Here is a 17,077-nt window from a genome sequence, read left to right as displayed (position 1 = left end):
CGCCGCCCGCACCGGGACATGCTGGATCCTAGCGATTGCACCTTGACCTTCCCGTCACTGGAACCCCTATCTGGGACGCAGAGGTGCATGATGGCTCAGACAGCTGACTTGAAATTTGACGTTCAGGGGATGAATTGCGGTTCATGCGTTGGCCGTGTGGAAGCGGCCTTGCGCAAGACACCCGGCGTGATCGCGGCGAATGTCAATCTGGCCAGCGGCGTCGCGACCGTCACGACGACGGGCGACCATGCAGCACCGCTCAGGTCGATGGCCGAGATCGGCTATGCGGCGTCGCCTGTTGAAACGGTGACGGACAAAACCGAAGCACAGGATGCCGAGACGGAAATCGCGCTGCAGCGTTTTCGGTTGGCGGCGATCCTGACCTTGCCGGTCTTCGTGCTTGAGATGGGCGGGCATCTGTTCGCTAGCCTGCATCACCTGATCGCGCGCACCATCGGGATGGAGGTCAGTTGGAACATTCAGTTCGTCCTGACCCTGCTGGTGCTCGTTTCTCCGGGGCGCGTGTTCTTCGAAAAAGGCGTGCCATCTCTGATCAAACGCGCGCCTGATATGAACGCGCTGGTGGTGCTGGGGGCAGGGGCTGCTTTTCTGTTTTCGACGGTCGCGCTTTTTGCGCCGGGATTGCTACCAGCCGCCGCGCGTGCCGTGTATTTCGAGGCGGCAGCGGTGATCGTCACACTCATCCTGCTCGGCCGCTGGCTTGAGGCGCGGGCCAAGGGTCGAACGGGTGCGGCAATCAAGCGCCTTTTGGGGCTGCGTCCCACGACCGCGCGCCTTGTCCGCGAGGGGCAGGAGACTGACATCCCGCTGGCCGCGGTTGTGGTGGGCGATGTCCTGCGAGCCCGTCCCGGCGAGCGCATCCCGACCGATGGAGAACTCGTCGAGGGCCATGCCTTTGTCGATGAAAGCATGATCACGGGTGAGCCTGTCGCCGTTGAGAAATCTCCCGGCGATCCGCTGGTTGGCGGCACGGTCAATGGCACTGCTGTAATTCTCATGCGCGCAACGGCCATTGGTGAAGAAACGATGCTTGCCCGCATCATCGCGATGGTGGCGGACGCCCAAGGCGCGCGTCTTCCGGTGCAGGATATCGTGAACCGGATCACGGCCTGGTTTGTGCCCGCCGTGATGGTGCTTGCCGTTGCCACGGTGCTCTTCTGGCTGGTCTTAGGGCCCGACCCGGTTCTGTCCTACGCGTTGGTGGCAGGTGTCTCTGTCCTGATCATCGCCTGCCCCTGCGCGATGGGTCTGGCCACGCCGATGTCGATCATGGTCGGCACCGGACGCGCGGCGGATCTCGGCGTGCTGTTCCGCCAAGGTGATGCGTTACAGGCCCTAGAGGGTGTTGATGTGGTCGCCTTTGACAAGACCGGGACATTGACGAAGGGCGAACCCGTGGTGGCGCACATCGCGGCGCTGGAAGGCGATCAATCCAGCATGCTGCGTCTTGTTGCAGCGGTTGAGGCGCAATCGGAGCATCCGCTGGCGCAGGCCATCTTGGCAGAGGCAACGGGTCCATTGCCGGATGCGAAAGATGTCACCGCTATTCCGGGTCATGGTTTGCGCGGGCAAGTTGAGGGCCATGTCGTGCTGGTTGGCAATGCTGCGCTGTTGCAACGCCACGACATTGATCCGTCACAGCTTGCGCAGATGGCAGAAGAGGCCGCCTCAGCTGGCCAAACCCCCGTCTATGTCGCGATTGATGAGCGCGCTGTGGGCGTTATCGCGATTGCGGACAGCTTGCGCGACAGTGCTGCTGGTACGGTAACGGCGCTGCGCGAGATGGGGCGCGATGTCGTCCTTGTCACCGGCGACACGCGGGCGGCGGGTCTAGCGATTGGTGAGAGGTTGGGTGTCAGCGATGTGGTGGCCGAGGTCTTGCCAGAAGGGAAGGTGGACGCCATCCGCGCACTGCAGGCGGCAGGCAAAAAGGTCGCTTTCGTCGGTGACGGCATCAATGACGCGCCGGTTCTGGCGACAGCGGATGTAGGTATCGCTCTGGGCACCGGAACGGATGTGGCGGTGGAAAGCGCGGATGTCGTGCTGATGTCGGGCGACCCGTTTGGCGTGGTCAAAGCGATCCGCATCAGCCGGGCTACGCTGCGAAATATCTGGCAGAACCTTGGCTGGGCCTTTGGATACAACGTGCTCCTGATCCCGGTTGCGGCGGGTATCCTTTTCCCGATCTGGGGTATCTTGTTGTCCCCCGCACTTGCGGCAGGGGCGATGGCGCTCTCGAGCGTGTTGGTCGTGACCAATGCCCTGCGTCTGCGGAAGGTGGGCGCATGAATATCTCGGATGTTGCAGAGCAAACCGGATTGCCCGCCAAGACGATCCGGTATTATGAGGAAATTGGGCTCGTCACGCCGCAGCGTAGCGCCAACGGATACCGCGTTTTTGCCGAAAGCGACGCGCATAAGTTGACGTTTCTCGCGCGAGCGCGGAACTTGGGTTTTTCGATCGAAGATTGCCGCAATCTGCTCGCCCTGTGGGAGGATCGCAGCCGCGCGAGCGCGGATGTGCGCAGGATCGCAGCACAGCATCTGGATGATATTGAGCGCAGAATCAATGACTTAGCGGCGATGCGCGATACCTTGTCCGACCTTGTGCAGAAATGCAGCGGAGATGATCGGCCCGACTGCCCGATCCTCGCCGATTTGGCGGGGTCATGAAATTGTCCTGATCCCGCCTTTGGGTGGTAAAGATTCCCTTTCATCAACGCACCAGAACAACAAGAGGCGTGTGATGACGGTTTTGAAATCCCTTTGTTTTGGACTTGTGGTGATGATGGTTCTGGCCGCTGTGATCCTGCCGGAAGATGCGCAAAAGGCCATGGTCATCGATATGATCGGCAAGGGAGTTTTCGTCAGCTTCGGGCTTTTGTTTACCGGATACGTGCTTCGTTTTTTGCGCTGGCGGTCGGCTAAACCTACGCCGCAACCAGAAGTGCGGGTGAGCGGTCAGGCGGTTATCGTGGATGGCGCCAATGTCATGACGTGGGGTGGTCAGCCATCGGTCGAGGTTCTTTCCAAAGTATTGAAAGAATTGAATTATCGTGGTTTGAGCCCGGTTGTTTATTTCGATGATGAAGCGGCGCGGAAGCTAACTGGCAAGCGCATGCGCCCCGCCGCGATGGCCGCGGAACTGGGCCTGCCGCAAGAGCAGATCGTCTTTGCGCCCAAGCGAATGACGGCGGATGAGGTGCTGCTCGAACACGCAGTCAACGACAATCTGCGCGTCGTTACCAATGACACATTCGGCGATCTGGCACAGAAGTTCCCAAAGGTCGCCGAGGCCGGCTTCCTCATCAAGGGGATGTGGAAAGGCGGCAATGTGATCCTTCTTGGGCTGGGCCGGTCGTCGCCGGTCTAATGGCTCATTAACACAGGGATTGTTGCGCGCGACGCGATCTCTTGCGTAACGCCGCCGATCAGCCCTTCGCGTAAGGGTGAATGTTCATAGGCGCCCATGACCAGCAGACCGGCGCCGACACTTTCGCAATGATCCATCAGTGTGTGTGCGATTGAGCGGCTGTCACGGGTGAGCTCGGTCAGAGTGACGCGCAGGTCGTGGCGTTCGAAGAACTGCGCGATGTCGAATTCGGGCAAGGTTTGTGCGAAAGGGAGTCGCCCGACTGAGACGATTTCGATCTTGTCGCTCGTGTCCAGAATTTGCATCGCATCGGCGAGCGCCCGTGCAGCGGCACGGCCCCCATCCCACGCGATGACAATATGACGCCCCGTCAGCGCGCCACTATAGTCAGCGGGGAAGCTGATCACAGGCCTGCCGCTGTCGAGCGTGACCCGTTCGGGGTGGATTTCCAGATGCTCTTGTCCGTAGGCCGGATCTTCATGCATGCCCAGCACGGTTACATCGTAAAGCCGGGCGTAAGCGGCAAGGGTGCGGTGGACCGGGCCCTTGTTTTCGATCCAGTGCCGTTTGTCTTCAGGGATGTCGGCGCAGCGTTCCATGAATTTGTCGCGGATCATCTGGATGGCCTGCGTGTCGATCTCCAGAATGGCGTCCTGAACCATTTGCGGCATCCAGGGCTGGATGCGACCGGCGAGGTTTGAATCGCCGTACGCAAAAAGGCAGGTCAGATGCGCGTCATAATGCTTTTGCATCGCGATGGCGCCTTGCAGCGCCGCATCCGCGCTCGGTAGGCCGTTATAGGCCACGAGGATGTTCTTGATGCTCATCCGTAAAGTCCAGCGGAGCGTCCGCGCAGTTGGATGAGCGCCAGCACAGTGTCGATTGTGGGTGTGGGCGTGTCGGTGACGCGGCCGAGTTCCTGTACCGATCCGACCAGTGCGTCGATCTCCATCGGGCGGCCTGCGTCGAGGTCTTGCAGCATGGAGGTGCGGTGGGCGCCGACGTCGGCACCGCCATCGATGCGGCGGTCGACGTCGATAGGGAACTTCACGCCGAGCTTCTCGGCGATCTCCTGTGCCTCGACCATCATGCCGCGTGCGACGGCGCGCGTGCCGGGGTCTGTGCAGAGGACGTCGAGCGTGGCATGTGTGAGCGCGGAGATCGGGTTGAAGGAGAGATTACCCCAGAGTTTGACCCAGATTTCGTCCCGCAGGCGCGGCCTGACAGGGGCTTTGAGGCCAGCGGCGGAGAGCGCTTTGGACAGCGCCATCGCCCGGTCGGATTTGCCGCCATCGGGCTCACCAAGGCTGAACCGGTTGCCTTCGATATGTTTGATCGTGCCGGGTTCAGAGACTTCCGCCGCCGGATAGACCACGCACCCCAGCACACGATCGGGGCCGAACCCGTCCCACTGCGCGTTGCCGGGGTCGACGCTTTCGAGGCGCGTGCCTTCGAGGTCGGTCCCGATCTTGTGGAAGTACCACCAGGGCACGCCGTTCACACCGCTGACGATGGTTGTGTCGTCATCGATGAGCGGCTGCATCTTGTCCACGATGGGTGGGACGGAATGCGCCTTGAGCGTGACGATCACATAATCCTGTGGGCCGAGGTCAGCCGGGTTGTCGCTGGCCGTGACCGTGACGGTGACCGGGTCCTGATCTTCTTCGATCAGGGTCAGGCCCTTGTCTTTCATGGCCGCCAGATGCGGGCCGCGTGCGACGAGGCTGACATCTGCGCCAGCCTGAGCCAATTTCACGCCCATATAGCCGCCGATGGCGCCTGCGCCGAAAATACAGATCTTCATTTTATGCGCTTTCCACCAGCCCGAGTTTTTCGGCTAGGCCGATGCGTTGCATCTTGCCGGTCGCACCTTTGGGGATTTCGTCCATGATGACGACTTTGCGCGGCACCTTGAAATCCGCCATGCGTTCGGCGGCGAAGGCGCGGATGTCTTTTTCCGTCGCCTCCGAGCCTTCGGTCAGGACGATGGCGGCGGCGACTTCTTCGCCCAGTTTGGGGTGCGGCAGGGCGAAGGTGACAACCTGCGCGACGTCAGGGTGGTCGAGCAGGACGCCATCCACCTCCAGCGGGCTGATCTTTTCGCCGCCGCGGTTGATGATCTCTTTCAGGCGACCGGTGAGGTGCAGGTAGCCTTCGTCATCGAACGCCCCCTGATCGCCGGTGCGGAACCAGCGGGCGCCCTCGGCCTCAAAGAAGTTCTTCGCATTGGCGTCAGGATTGGATTCGTAGCCGGGTGTGACGTTGGGGCCGGAGATGACGACCTCTCCCGTCCCCTCGATCAGCGCATTATCCGTCTCATGCGCGATGCGGATCGCGGGGCCTGCGGGCATGCCGACGGCACCGGGTTTCTGACGTCCGGCGCTGAGCGGGTTGCAGGCCATCTGGTGGGCGGCTTCGGTCATGCCATAGGCTTCGACGACCGGGGCGTTGAAGGTCTCATTGAGCGCGACCATGACCTGCGCGGGCAGGGAGGCGGAGGAAGAACGGAGGAACCGCAAGGGGTTCGCGGCGATGATTTCGGCGTTGCGACTTGCGCGGCTGAGGATCGCCTGATGCATCGTGGGGACGGCGGTGTACCAGGTGGGCTGCGCTTCTTTCATCCAGGGGAAGAATTGCAGGGCGTTGAAGCCGGGCGCGCACCAGATCGATGCTCCAGCGGCGAGGGAGGCCGCAACGGCCGCGATCAGGCCGTGGATGTGGAAGAGTGGCATCACGTTCAGGCAGCGGTCGGCGTTCGTGAGTTCCAGCGAGGCGCGGATATGCTCGGCGGAGGCTGCCACGTTCGATTGCAGCAGTGGGACGATCTTGGGCCGCGATGTCGTGCCGGAAGTGTGCAGGATCAGGGCAACGTTGTCGGCGGTTGGCGCGTCAGTGCTGGCGCTGCCGGTCGCGTCTGAGGTGAGGGTGAAATGGCCGGCGGGCGCGCCTTCGGCCACGTGCAGCCGGATGATGGCCATGCCTGCCTTGGCGGCGGCGGCCACTGCGGGGCCATCGTCTTCGGCAGTCACGACAAGCGCCTTCGCCTGCAGATCTGAGAGGTAGAAATCATACTCCTCTTCCCGGTAGGCGGGGTTCAGCGGCGCGGTCGTGGCGGTTTGCGCAATGGTGATGAAGGCCGTCGCCATTTCTGGCCCGTTGGGCAGAACGATGGCCACACGGTCACTGGCGCCAATCCCCATGCCATGCAGGGCACCCATGACGTCGCAACTCAGTTCACGCAGGCCGTCGTAATCCAGCCAGGGCCGTCCGGGGGCGCCGATGGCAGGGCTGTCGCCCCGGTGACCGGTTAAAAGTGCGCTCATCGTTGTGTGCATTGGGGTATTCCTATCTTATTCAGCCGGGTTTCCGGCGGTCGTTTTGGGGCGCATCCGGCGGCGCAGGACATTGAGCAAGGGCAACAGGAAGAAAATCACGCTTAACGCAATGAAGGTAGCGGAAAGCGGACGTTCGACAAATGCCAGCACATTACCTTGCTCAGAAATCAGGGTCTGGCGGAAGCTACGCTCCATCAGCGGGCCAAGGACGAGGGCCAGAACCAGTGGTGCCATCGGGTAGTCGGCCTTGCGGAGGAAGTAGCCCACAACGCCGAAGCCTACGATCAGCCAGACATCGTGCAGCTTCTGGCTGGGTGCGAAACCGCCTACGAGGCAGAGGATTAGCACGATGGCGCAAAGCACCGTGAACGGCATGCGCAGGGCCCAGACAAAGATCGGGATCAGCGCGAGGTTCACAAGCACCGCCGCGAGGTTTGCGGTGTAAAGGGATGAGATCAGGCCCCAGACGAAATCGGGTTGGTCGATGAAGAGCATCGGTCCGGGCACAAGTCCCCACATCACCATGCCGCCCAAGAGGAGGGCTGTTGTGGGCGATCCGGGAATGCCGAGTGTCAACATTGGCAACAATGATCCTGTTGAGGCCGCATTGTTCGCCGTTTCGGGGGCGGCAACCCCTTCGATATTGCCTTTTCCGAAGGTGGCAGAGGTTTTTGAGGTCAGTTTGGCCAGTCCGTAGGCCATCAACGCGGCCGGGGTGGCCCCTGCTGCAGGCAGCATGCCGACAAAGAAGCCCATGAAGGACCCAAAGCTCATGGTCCGCCAGAGCTTGTTCATTTCCTTGAAGCCGTATTTCAGCTCTTTGAACGTGATCTTTGCGGGGGTCACGGATGGGGCGGATTTGGATGTCTCGATCGTGTAAAGGATTTCGCCAACGCCATAGATCCCGATCGCAAGCACAAGGAAGCTGATACCGGCATAGAAGCCGGGCTGATCGAAAAAGATCAGCCTTGGCTGGCCAGAGATCAGGTCAAGGCCGACCGTCGACAGGACCAGCCCCAGACAAATCATGATGATGGTCTTCAGGACGTCATCGCCACCAAGGCCGACAAAGGTGGTGAAGGCCAGCAGGACGAGGGCGAATTCTTCCGGTGGGCCAAAGGCGAGCGCAACGTCAGCCAATGGCGCTGCAAAAAGCGTGAAGAGGACCACGGAGATCGTCCCGCCCACAAAGGAGGCCGTCGCGGCGGCAATCAGGGCGAGGCCTGCCTTGCCCTGTTGCGCCATCGGTCGCCCGTCAAAGGTGGTGGCAACGGCCGTAGAGGCACCGGGTATGCCGAGCAGGATCGAACTGATCGCCCCGCCATACATCGCGCCGTAATAGATCGCGGCGAGCAGGATGATGGCCGATGAGGGCGGTACGATGAAGGTGAGCGGCAGCACGATGGCCACACCGTTGACCGAACCAAGGCCCGGCATGGCCCCGATAAAGAGGCCCGCCGTGACGCCGAGGATCACGATCATCAGGTTCAGTGGTGACAGGGAGGTGGCAAAGCCGTCTGCGAGATGTCCAAGGAGTTCCATGCGCGCCGCCCCTTAGAAGAAGTAAGCGTAAAGCGGCACGAAAAGCGGCTGCGTCAGCCCCTTCGGCAGCAGGATTTTCAGCGTCACCTCGAAAAACATGAACAGAAAGATCGGCGTACCGATGGTCACGCAGATTGTCAGAAGCCAGCTGTGCTTGCCAAAGATCTTCAGGTACCAGAACAGGAAGAGCGGCAGCACGATGTAAGCGCCGAGCCACGACATGAGGGCAACCGTGACGGTCAATGCGATAACCACGCTGACAACGGAGCCGAGTGTTTCGGTATCGAAAAACGCGCCGGTATCGGGGATGGCCCCGCGGAAGGACCTGATCAGAATACCTGCCGCGCAGATAAACATGATGGCTGACAGCCAGAACGGAAATGCGCCACCGCCCGGACCGCCCGTCATCCCGTTCCAGCCGATGGGCAGCGCGTAGGCGTGCCACATGAAGTAAGCGGACAGGGCCATCAGGCCCACGGCGATTAGACGGTCAGCCAGCAGCATGAGGTGTCTCGTTTCTTGGCAGTATTCTTGAAATGGGCATGGCGCGAGGGACGCCATGCCCGCTTGGGAGGGGAAGGATTAAGAGCCTTCGCCCATCGTGTTCAGAAGGTCGGCGTGCTTCTCGCGCTCTTCGAGGAAGTAGGCCTGCAGTTCTTCACCCGTCAGGAAGTCCGCCATCAGGGCCTTTTCCTGTGTGTAAGTCTGCCACTCTTCGGAAGCGCTCAGATTCTCGAACATTTCCGTGTAGTACGCCACGGCCTCTGGTGCCATGCCAGCAGGAGCCACGAAGGACCGCTGCATCCAGTAAACCAGATCATGACCAAGCTCACCCATGGTTGGTGTGTCGGGCAGCGCCGGAATGCGCTCTGGCGTGAAGGCCGCAATCGGGCGCACCTGTCCAGCCTGGTAGAAGCCCAGAGCCTCGGACGGGTTGTTTACGGAAGAGTCGATATGACCACCCACAAGGTTGCGGGCCACATCACCACCGCCGGAGAATGGTACATAGGTCACCGAGATGCCGAATTCGTTTTCAAGCATCGCTGTGACAAGGCTGTCTTCCTGACCTGTCCCTGTGCCGCCCATTTTCCAGGTGCCGCCGGAGGCTTGCACTGCTGCAACATAGTCTTCCAGCGTTTCAATATCGCTGTCGGCATTCACCCAAAGCACGAATGTGTCCAAGGCCATGCGGGCAATTGGTGTGAATTCCTCGATATCGACGCCAATATCGTTGCGCAAAGGCGTTGTGTAATAGCTGTTCAGCGTTGCCATGATGAGGTGGTTTTCACCTTCGTTATCGGCAAGATAGCGCAGTGCTTCAGCACCTGAACCGCCGCCCTTGTTCACGGGCAGAATGGGCATTGTTGACAGGTTTTCTTTTTGGATGATGGACTGGAACAAGCGTGCAAGCCGGTCAGCACCACCACCTGTGCCTGCCATGATGACCATTTCGACAGGACGTTCAGGCGTCCACCCTTCGGCCGCGGCTGGCGCTGCAGACAGAAGGCCGAGTGATGCAGCAGCAGCAATGGCGAAACGACGGGTGATTGGATAAGTCATATTGTTACTCCCTTAGACTTCAGAGGCGAGTAGCAGAAATACGAATCAATCAGGAATAATGAGAAACAACGCCTCTACAGAATTGAAGCTAGGCCGCAGCAGCAAAACTTCACCAAAAATAGCGTTCATCTGTTAATTGTTGCGTCTACAATCAGAAGTATTGTAATGTTGTAAACATGACAAAAACGCTTGTTGGCCCGCAATTGCGGCAGTTACGTAGATCTTACAACCAAACACAGGCGGAAATGGCGCGCAACCTGAACGTGAGTGCGTCTTATGTTAATCTGCTTGAGAATAATCAACGTAGCCTTTCGGTGAAGGTTCTGCTTGCGCTGACAGAATCATATGGCGTCGATTGGCGTGCTTTGGTGAATGATCACAGCGCGACGCAACTGGCCGATTTGCGTGCGGCTGTCCGGGACCCGGCCCTGTCGACCGACCGCCCGGATTTGCAGGAACTGCGCGCCGCACTTGATCACGCGCCACGCCTGGTGGCGCAATTTCTTGAACTGCATCAAAACCACCGGGCCATGCTTGGCAACCTGCAGCACATGCATCAGCCCGGCGCACGGTCAGATCTGCTCGCCACGTCGGCAGAAGCCGCCATCCACGATTTTTTCCGCCAGAACAGCAACCATTTTCCCGCGCTCGAAGCCGCGGCTGACACGGCTCGCAATGCGATCGGAGGCGCGCGCGACGATATATATGCAAACCTGAAGATGTACCTGCATGACCGGTATCACATCGATGTTGCCGTCAAATCGTATGATGAGATGCCAGATACGCTGCGCATCTTTGATCGCAAACGCGGGGTCGTCACCCTGTCGGAGATGTTGGACCCGATTAATCGCTGTTTTCAGTTGGCCCATATCGTGGCGCTGGTCAGCTGTGCTCATCTGCTTGATGATCTGGTAGCTACATTTGGCCCGGCCTCAGAAGCGGGGCGCGCGCGGTGCCGTGTGGAACTGGCCAACTATTTTGCTGCCGCCGTGTTGATGCCCTACGATCCGTTCCTCAGCCAGGCGGCATCATGCCGCTATGATGTGGATCGTATCGCGGCAGCCTTTGGCGTGACCTTTGAGATGGCGTGCCAGCGTTTGACGACCTTGCAGCGGCAAGGGGCGCAAGGCGTGCCATTCTTCTTCTTGCGCATTGATGAGGCGGGCAACGTCACCAAACGGTTCAACGCGACCCCCTTTACACTGGCCGAACAGGGCGGGTCTTGTCCTGTCTGGAACATTCACACGGCCTTTGCGGCACCCGGGACGATTGTGACCCAGTTTGTCGAGCTGCCTGATTCCGGCCAATTCTTTACCTTCAGTCGCACTACGGATCGTCCGCGCATGGATCGCAGGACGGCGCATCGCCGCCTCGTTGTCGCACTTGGCTGTGAGCGGGCGCATGTCAAACGTGTCGGCTATGCCGATCCGTTTGATCTGAGCGATGAGACGCAGATCGCCAAGATCGGAATTAACTGCCACATTTGCCCGCGCCAGGCCTGTGCGCAGCGTGCGCATGAGCCCTTACATGTGCATTTGCCAGTCGATGCCAATCGGCGCGGCTCGACCCGATACGAAAGCTGAGTTCTGCCGCCCCGCCCGTGCATCAATTGTTGCTGACTGACGAGTTCTGTGGCATGACGAGATCAAAGCTACTGAACGAAAGAGTTTAGATCGTGACCGACTACACCGCCCGCCGCACCATGATGGTTGATACGCAGGTGCGTCCTTCGGACGTCACGAAGTTTCCGATCATTGATGCGATGCTGTCGGTGCCACGCGAACCCTTCGTTCCCGATCGCCTGCGCGAGGCAGCTTATATCGGCGAAAACCTCGATATCGGCGGTGAACGGGTCCTGCTTGAGCCGCGGACATTGGCAAAGATGCTGGACGCCTTGGATATCCAGCCGACCGAGGTCGGTCTCGATATTGCATGCGGGCTTGGTTACTCCACGGCGCTTCTGGCCCGTCTTTGTGACTTTGTTGTCGCTGTTGAGGATGATGCAGGCCGTGCAGAAGAGGCGCAGGCGCTCTTGTCCGAACACGGGGTTGATAATGCAGCCGTTATGCACGGCCCCCTTGCAGAGGGCGCGGCAAAGTCTGGCCCCTATGATGTGATCATTATTCAGGGCGGTGTGGCCGAAGTACCCGCTGCTTTAGAAGATCAGTTACGTGAAGGCGGTCGGATCGCCTGTGTTTTTGCGGAAGGGACATTGGGTGTCGTCCGCATCGGTTACAAGCTTGATGGTGTGGTCAACTGGCGCTTTAGCTTCAATGCAAGCGCGCCAGTCTTACCGGGTTTCGAAAAACAGGACGTATTTGCGCTCTAGGTCATCCACTTTGCGTGTTGGTACGTTTCAATAACAACGATGTAGGTGAGAGCAGAACATGATGAAACGGACCGGACTTGCGGCGGCGGCCATTGTCGCATCGCTCCTATCAGCTTCGATGACCAAGGCAGAGACGCTGGCTGACGCGCTGACGTCTGCTTACAACAATTCAGGCCTTTTGGAACAGAACCAGGCCCTGCTGCGCGCGGCAGATGAAGACGTCGCACAAGCAGTTGCCGCTACGCTGCCGGTTGTGGATTGGTCGCTGCAGGCCAATCGCACTTGGAACAATTCGCAGCCTTCGGGTGATTTCGCCGTTGTGAATTCGCGGACGTTACAATTCAACGCTGCGATGACGCTTTACGATTTTGGCGCGAACGCCTTTGCAATCGAATCCCAAAAAGAGATTGTGCTCAGCACCCGCCAGACCTTGCGCGGGATCGAGCAGGATGTGCTTCTGAACGCGGTGCAGGCCTACGTGAACGTGCTGCGGGATCGTGAATTTGTTGAGCTTCGTCAGAACAACGTGCGCCTGATCACCCAGGAACTTCGCGCCGCCCAGGACCGGTTTGATGTTGGCGAAGTCACCCGGACCGATGTGGCATTGGCTGAGGCGCGTCTTGCATCGGCACGCAGCCAATTGGCAAGCGCTGAAGGCACGCTGGCTATTTCAATCGAAGGTTTCCGGGTGGCCGTTGGTCGCGCGCCGGGAACGGTTTCCGCCGTGAGCCCTGCACCAGTGTCGCGCAGTTTGGCGGACGCGCGCGCCTTTGCGGTGCGCAACAATCCGAGCGTGCTTGAGGTACAGCACAGCGTCGCTGCAGCGGAACTGGGCATTCGCCGTGCAGAGGCCGCGCTGGGGCCGCGTGTGTCGCTGAATAGCTTTGTCGCCACTGACCAGGATTCCAATGAAACCGTGCAACTCGGTGTTAATGTCGGGCAGACGATTTATAGCGGCGGTGCGTTGACCAGTCAGATCCGACAGTTGAAAGCCAATCGCGATTCGGCCCGCGCCGGTCTGCACCTGACGGTTCTGAGCGTTGAACAGGCAGTGACGAATGCCTTTGCATCACTTCAGGTGGCGCGGGCGGCAAGGCAGGCCTCGAACGAGCAAATTCGGGCGTCACGCGTTGCCTTTCAGGGTGTGCGCGAAGAGGCGACACTGGGCGCGCGCACCACATTGGATGTATTGGATGCCGAACAGGAGCTTCTCGATGCAGAAACGAACCTCATTTCTGCACAGGCAGATGAGGTGTTCGCATCTTATCAGCTCCTTTCAGCCATGGGCCTGCTCACTGCAGATCACCTGAACCTGCCGGTCCAGCAATATGATCCATCGGTCTATTACAATCTGGCCAAAGACTCGCCGGAGCTTTTATCCCCTCAAGGCCAGGCGCTTGAACGTGTGCTTGAGGCAATTGGACGCGAATAAGGAACGTTCCGTTCTGCAGCCACCTGTTGTTTGCGCCTTGCGTATGCGCTAGCGTTAACCAGGTGGGGTGCGGAAACGGTGATGTCTTTATGTCCGATAGTATACGCACAGATGAAATCGAGAAATTTCTCTCTTCAGTACGTGGTTTTGTAAGCAGTCAACCGGCAGCGCCTCAGCGCCGCCGCGTTAAGTCAGAGTTGCTGGTGCTGACACCGGCCAACCGGGTTGACGATGATGCTGATGAAATGGCTGAAACCCCAATGGAATATAGCCGGATCACGCCCGAGCCGGTGTCGAATGTCCACCATCTGGACGTCGCAAAACAGCCTGATCGTGAAAATCTTGAGGCGACAATTGCGGAGCTTGAAGCTGCCGTAACGTCGCCTGAAGATACGTGGGACGATGATGATGCCGAGGATTTCCCGGTTGAGGTCTGGGACGATGAGGTTACTGACAGCGACGATGCCGATTCGGAAGAGGCGGTTGCTGAAACCGCGGATACGCCCATCGCCGCGTTGGCCGAGCCTGATCCGTCAACATCGCCACCCGAGGTTGAGCAAGAAGACGCTGACCCTACGTTAAGCCCGCCCGATATCGCATCGCAGATCGCGCAGGAGGTGGCCAAAGCCTTTGGCGTTCGAGAAGTCGCCCACAATATCATGAATGATATGGAGGACGACACCTTGCGCCTGATGGTGACCGAGATCATTCGTGATGAGCTGGCAGGCGAATTGGGCGAAAAGATCACCCGCAATGTGCGCAAACTGGTGCGGCGCGAGATTAACCGCGCCTTTATGGCACGCGGGTTGGACTAAACGTCTTCGGCAAGGGCAAGGAACTGGTCCAGATCCATATGTGTCTTAAGATGCTGTGCGAGGGCATCTAGTGTGCCTTCCAAGCCTGCGGCGTAATCATGCGCGGCAACCGGTTGGCCCAAATCGGCCAGAAAGCCTTGGCGAAACCCGTCGCCGCTGAAGAGCCCATGTAAATAGCAACCCTTGATCTGCCCGTTGCGGGTTGCAGCACCTTCGGCCCGGCCATCGATCTTCAGCCAGGCCCGCTCGCAATCGGCGCCGGTTGTTTCGCCGATATGGATCTCGTAGCCATCCAGCGTTTCACCAGTTGCAAGATGGATCGCCTTTGACCGGGCCAGCCGCTTTTGCGGCTTCATGATTGTGCGGATATCAAGATGGCCAAGCCCTGCTACGGTACTGGGCGCACCTTCGATCCCTTCAGGATCAGCAATTTCGCGGCCCAGCATCTGATACCCGCCACAGACGCCCAGCACATGCCCGCCGCGCCGGATATGCGCCAACAGATCAACATCCCAGCCTTGCGCGCGGAAATGGGCGAGGTCGGCGATGGTGGATTTTGAGCCGGGGATCAGGATCAGATTGGCATCACCCGGCAGTGGCCGTCCTTCGGGGATGATCTCGACCGAGACACCCGGTGTGGCCGAGAGCGGGTCAAGGTCATCAAAATTCGCAATCCGGTTCAGACGCGGAACGGCGATTTTGAGCGTGCCACCCTTTCTGCTGGCGATGTCCATCACGTCTTCGGCAGGCAGTTTCCAGGCATCGGCGAACCAGGGCACGATCCCCAGGGGCGCCCAATCGGTCCGCTCTGCGATCATTGTCATGCCGTCATGAAACAGCGTGGTGTCGCCTCGGAACTTGTTGATGGCAAAGCCCTTAATGCGTGTGCGGTCATTTTCTGGCAGCACCGCATGGGTTCCGACCATCTGGGCAATCACGCCACCCCGGTCGATGTCACCGATCAGGACGACCGGCACATCTGCCGCTTCGGCGAAACCCATGTTGGCGATGTCACCGGCGCGCAGGTTGACCTCTGCCGGGCTGCCGGCCCCTTCGATGAGGATCAGGTCGTGGACCGTAGCCAGCCGCCCAAAGCTTTCCAGAACCGGCGGTAAAAGCTTCGATTTCTGTTTGCCGTAATCGCGTGCCTTCATTGTGGCAACGCGCTGGCCCTGCACGATCACTTGTGCCCCGATATCTGTTTCGGGTTTCAGGAGGACCGGGTTCATATCCACGCGCGGCTCCAGCCCGCAGGCAAGCGCCTGTAGCGCCTGTGCCCGCCCAATCTCGCCACCATCTGTGGTCACAGCGGCATTGTTGGACATGTTTTGCGGCTTGAAGGGCGCGACAGATAGCCCGCGTTTGCGAAAAGCCCGTGCAATGCCGGCCACTAGAATGGATTTGCCGACATTGGAACCGGCACCCTGTATCATGATGGCCTTTGTCATCTGCCCTCCGTCAGCTAGCTTGATATGCGCGCATCCGGCGCGAGGGAAGAGGATGAACACTCCAGCGCATTTGATTTTTGGCCTCGCGGCATTTGGCAAACCCAACGCGCCGCGGGTCAATGCCGCCGCGCTTGCGGGGGCCGTGCTGCCTGACCTGTCGCTTTACATTCTGGCGGGATGGCATTTGCGGGGTTTGGGCACACCGGCGGATATCGTTTTCGGGCAGCTGTACTTTTCGGATGCCTGGCAAAGCATCTTTCGCATCGACAATTCGATGGTGTTGTGGGGCATCGCGCTTGTTATTGGACTGATCTGGCGTGCGCCCGTGATGATAGCACTCTGCGGTGCAGCTATGCTGCATCTTGGTCTTGATTTCCTGCTCCACAATGATGACGGACGCGCCCATTTCTGGCCCATCAGCACCTGGATCTTTGAAAGCCCGGTGAGCTACTGGGACGGTGACCATTACGGCAACATCGTTGGTCCGCTTGAGGTTGTATTATGCCTGTTCCTGTCACGTCTACTATGGCAGCGGTTTACAGGCTGGGGGATGCGGTTTCTGATCGTCGCACTTATGGTCGCAGAGGCCGCGCCAGTCGTCATCTTTTGGATCATGTTTGGCGGCTCCGCATAAAAAAACGCGGCCCACCCAGAGCCGCGTTTTTTCAATGGTCAGACCGGAAGCCCTTATGCTGCGCGCGCTTCCTGCTCGGCAGCATTCCGACGTTCGCTCTCTTCGCGGGATAGGGCGACGGATGTCCGCACACCTTTGCCTACGAATTCCATCAATCCTTCGACAACCCGTTCATTGGGGTCGATCCCGGCGCAAGACAGAACCTCGCGACCGTCGCGCGACCGTGCCCAGCGGGCGATCTGTTCGGGGCCGTTTCCGTATTTCTTGTCATCGGCGATGGCATCGTCGAGAGCGGCGAGTACGACGGCGGCAAACAGCTTGCGTGCACGGTTGCCCTGTTCGTTATTGAACGCTGTACCGTCGACAAAATCTCTCATTCTGTTTCCCTTTTTGCTCTTGTAGTTCTCGCGTGACCGCCTTTATGCAGTGTCCGAACCGATTCGGGGATTTTCTTTTTGCATAGCAGCCATGCACTCAGTGCATAGCGAGAGGTCCCTGGTGGCTATTGTGTGGCCTTGTCAGCACCGCACCGTCGCGATATAGGCCGGATTAACCATTTTTTCAACCACTTGCCACAATTTGGCCAGGA

General features: G+C 59.3%; 16 protein-coding genes. 8 read left to right on the top strand and 8 right to left on the bottom strand.

Going from position 1 to position 17,077, the window contains the following annotated elements; all coding sequences use genetic code 11:
- The first annotated feature begins 90 nt into the window (after window positions 1–90).
- The 3 genes from SLH47_RS16055 (at window position 91) to SLH47_RS16045 (ending at window position 3,393) form a co-directional block, all read left to right on the top strand.
- Entirely contained in the window at window positions 91–2,310 is a 2,220-nt protein-coding gene (locus SLH47_RS16055) for a heavy metal translocating P-type ATPase (RefSeq protein ID WP_320240693.1), read from the top strand.
- Window positions 2,307–2,693, top strand: coding sequence for a Cu(I)-responsive transcriptional regulator (cueR, locus tag SLH47_RS16050; RefSeq protein ID WP_320240691.1), 387 nt, complete (start codon window positions 2,307–2,309; stop codon window positions 2,691–2,693). Before SLH47_RS16055 ends, cueR begins: the two co-directional genes overlap by 4 nt.
- 73 nt (window positions 2,694–2,766) lie before the next feature.
- Window positions 2,767–3,393, top strand: coding sequence for an NYN domain-containing protein (locus tag SLH47_RS16045; RefSeq protein WP_320240689.1), 627 nt, complete (start codon window positions 2,767–2,769; stop codon window positions 3,391–3,393).
- On the opposite strand, the gene SLH47_RS16040 is transcribed toward SLH47_RS16045, so the two are convergent.
- From SLH47_RS16040 to SLH47_RS16015, 6 genes are all read right to left on the bottom strand, one after another.
- Window positions 3,390–4,220: a universal stress protein gene (locus tag SLH47_RS16040; protein WP_320240688.1), complete on the bottom strand. Its 831-nt coding sequence runs from the start codon at window positions 4,218–4,220 to the stop codon at window positions 3,390–3,392. The genes SLH47_RS16045 and SLH47_RS16040 overlap by 4 nt on opposite strands.
- Window positions 4,217–5,197 carry a 2-dehydropantoate 2-reductase gene (locus SLH47_RS16035; RefSeq protein WP_320240687.1) on the bottom strand — a complete coding sequence of 327 codons (981 nt, stop codon included), beginning with the start codon at window positions 5,195–5,197 and terminating at the stop codon, window positions 4,217–4,219. Before SLH47_RS16035 ends, SLH47_RS16040 begins: the two co-directional genes overlap by 4 nt.
- Window position 5,198: 1 nt before the next feature.
- The gene (locus SLH47_RS16030; RefSeq protein ID WP_320240686.1) at window positions 5,199–6,728 is read right to left on the bottom strand and encodes an acyl--CoA ligase; all 1,530 of its coding nucleotides are present in this window, start codon (window positions 6,726–6,728) and stop codon (window positions 5,199–5,201) included.
- A 15-nt stretch (window positions 6,729–6,743) separates the two neighbouring features.
- On the bottom strand, window positions 6,744–8,270 hold the full coding sequence (locus tag SLH47_RS16025; protein ID WP_320240685.1) for a tripartite tricarboxylate transporter permease: 1,527 nt from the start codon (window positions 8,268–8,270) through the stop codon (window positions 6,744–6,746).
- A gap of 12 nt (window positions 8,271–8,282) precedes the next feature.
- Window positions 8,283–8,774: a tripartite tricarboxylate transporter TctB family protein gene (locus tag SLH47_RS16020; protein ID WP_320240683.1), complete on the bottom strand. Its 492-nt coding sequence runs from the start codon at window positions 8,772–8,774 to the stop codon at window positions 8,283–8,285.
- A gap of 78 nt (window positions 8,775–8,852) precedes the next feature.
- The gene (locus SLH47_RS16015) at window positions 8,853–9,830 is read right to left on the bottom strand and encodes a tripartite tricarboxylate transporter substrate binding protein (RefSeq protein WP_320240680.1); all 978 of its coding nucleotides are present in this window, start codon (window positions 9,828–9,830) and stop codon (window positions 8,853–8,855) included.
- A 176-nt stretch (window positions 9,831–10,006) separates the two neighbouring features.
- On the opposite strand from SLH47_RS16015, the gene SLH47_RS16010 reads away from it, so the two are divergent.
- The 4 genes from SLH47_RS16010 (at window position 10,007) to SLH47_RS15995 (ending at window position 14,406) form a co-directional block, all read left to right on the top strand.
- Window positions 10,007–11,413 (top strand): helix-turn-helix domain-containing protein, encoded by a 1,407-nt coding sequence (locus SLH47_RS16010; protein ID WP_320240678.1) that lies wholly within the window; start codon window positions 10,007–10,009, stop codon window positions 11,411–11,413.
- Window positions 11,414–11,505: 92 nt separating this feature from the next.
- Window positions 11,506–12,159, top strand: coding sequence for a protein-L-isoaspartate O-methyltransferase (locus SLH47_RS16005; protein ID WP_320240676.1), 654 nt, complete (start codon window positions 11,506–11,508; stop codon window positions 12,157–12,159).
- A 58-nt stretch (window positions 12,160–12,217) separates the two neighbouring features.
- On the top strand, window positions 12,218–13,591 hold the full coding sequence (locus SLH47_RS16000; RefSeq protein WP_413785651.1) for a TolC family outer membrane protein: 1,374 nt from the start codon (window positions 12,218–12,220) through the stop codon (window positions 13,589–13,591).
- Between the two features lie 89 nt (window positions 13,592–13,680).
- Window positions 13,681–14,406 (top strand): hypothetical protein, encoded by a 726-nt coding sequence (locus SLH47_RS15995; RefSeq protein WP_320240672.1) that lies wholly within the window; start codon window positions 13,681–13,683, stop codon window positions 14,404–14,406.
- On the opposite strand, the gene SLH47_RS15990 is transcribed toward SLH47_RS15995, so the two are convergent.
- The gene (locus tag SLH47_RS15990) at window positions 14,403–15,854 is read right to left on the bottom strand and encodes a cobyric acid synthase (protein WP_320240670.1); all 1,452 of its coding nucleotides are present in this window, start codon (window positions 15,852–15,854) and stop codon (window positions 14,403–14,405) included. The genes SLH47_RS15995 and SLH47_RS15990 overlap by 4 nt on opposite strands.
- Before the next feature lie 52 nt (window positions 15,855–15,906).
- On the opposite strand from SLH47_RS15990, the gene SLH47_RS15985 reads away from it, so the two are divergent.
- Complete coding sequence (locus tag SLH47_RS15985; protein ID WP_320240669.1) at window positions 15,907–16,488, top strand: cobalamin biosynthesis protein CobQ; 582 nt, start codon at window positions 15,907–15,909, stop codon at window positions 16,486–16,488.
- 53 nt (window positions 16,489–16,541) lie between these two features.
- On the opposite strand, the gene SLH47_RS15980 is transcribed toward SLH47_RS15985, so the two are convergent.
- A complete protein-coding gene (locus tag SLH47_RS15980; protein ID WP_045998630.1) occupies window positions 16,542–16,865 on the bottom strand; it encodes a DUF6280 family protein in 324 nt (107 codons plus the stop codon).
- Window positions 16,866–17,077: the final 212 nt, after the last annotated feature.

The sequence above is a fragment of the Cognatiyoonia sp. IB215182 genome (genome assembly GCF_033963905.1).
Taxonomy (GTDB): Bacteria; Pseudomonadota; Alphaproteobacteria; order Rhodobacterales; family Rhodobacteraceae; genus Yoonia.
This window is presented reverse-complemented; position numbering and strand designations above follow the sequence as displayed.

Coding starts and splice junctions, on each gene's coding strand:
- SLH47_RS16055 (WP_320240693.1), top strand. CDS start 91: ATGGCTCAGACAGCTGACTTGAAATTTGACGTTCAGGGGATGAATTGC.
- cueR (WP_320240691.1), top strand. CDS start 2,307: ATGAATATCTCGGATGTTGCAGAGCAAACCGGATTGCCCGCCAAGACG.
- SLH47_RS16045 (WP_320240689.1), top strand. CDS start 2,767: ATGACGGTTTTGAAATCCCTTTGTTTTGGACTTGTGGTGATGATGGTT.
- SLH47_RS16040 (WP_320240688.1), bottom strand. CDS start 4,220: ATGAGCATCAAGAACATCCTCGTGGCCTATAACGGCCTACCGAGCGCG.
- SLH47_RS16035 (WP_320240687.1), bottom strand. CDS start 5,197: ATGAAGATCTGTATTTTCGGCGCAGGCGCCATCGGCGGCTATATGGGC.
- SLH47_RS16030 (WP_320240686.1), bottom strand. CDS start 6,728: ATGCACACAACGATGAGCGCACTTTTAACCGGTCACCGGGGCGACAGC.
- SLH47_RS16025 (WP_320240685.1), bottom strand. CDS start 8,270: ATGGAACTCCTTGGACATCTCGCAGACGGCTTTGCCACCTCCCTGTCA.
- SLH47_RS16020 (WP_320240683.1), bottom strand. CDS start 8,774: ATGCTGCTGGCTGACCGTCTAATCGCCGTGGGCCTGATGGCCCTGTCC.
- SLH47_RS16015 (WP_320240680.1), bottom strand. CDS start 9,830: ATGACTTATCCAATCACCCGTCGTTTCGCCATTGCTGCTGCTGCATCA.
- SLH47_RS16010 (WP_320240678.1), top strand. CDS start 10,007: ATGACAAAAACGCTTGTTGGCCCGCAATTGCGGCAGTTACGTAGATCT.
- SLH47_RS16000 (WP_413785651.1), top strand. CDS start 12,218: ATGATGAAACGGACCGGACTTGCGGCGGCGGCCATTGTCGCATCGCTC.
- SLH47_RS15995 (WP_320240672.1), top strand. CDS start 13,681: ATGTCCGATAGTATACGCACAGATGAAATCGAGAAATTTCTCTCTTCA.
- SLH47_RS15990 (WP_320240670.1), bottom strand. CDS start 15,854: ATGACAAAGGCCATCATGATACAGGGTGCCGGTTCCAATGTCGGCAAA.
- SLH47_RS15985 (WP_320240669.1), top strand. CDS start 15,907: ATGAACACTCCAGCGCATTTGATTTTTGGCCTCGCGGCATTTGGCAAA.
- SLH47_RS15980 (WP_045998630.1), bottom strand. CDS start 16,865: ATGAGAGATTTTGTCGACGGTACAGCGTTCAATAACGAACAGGGCAAC.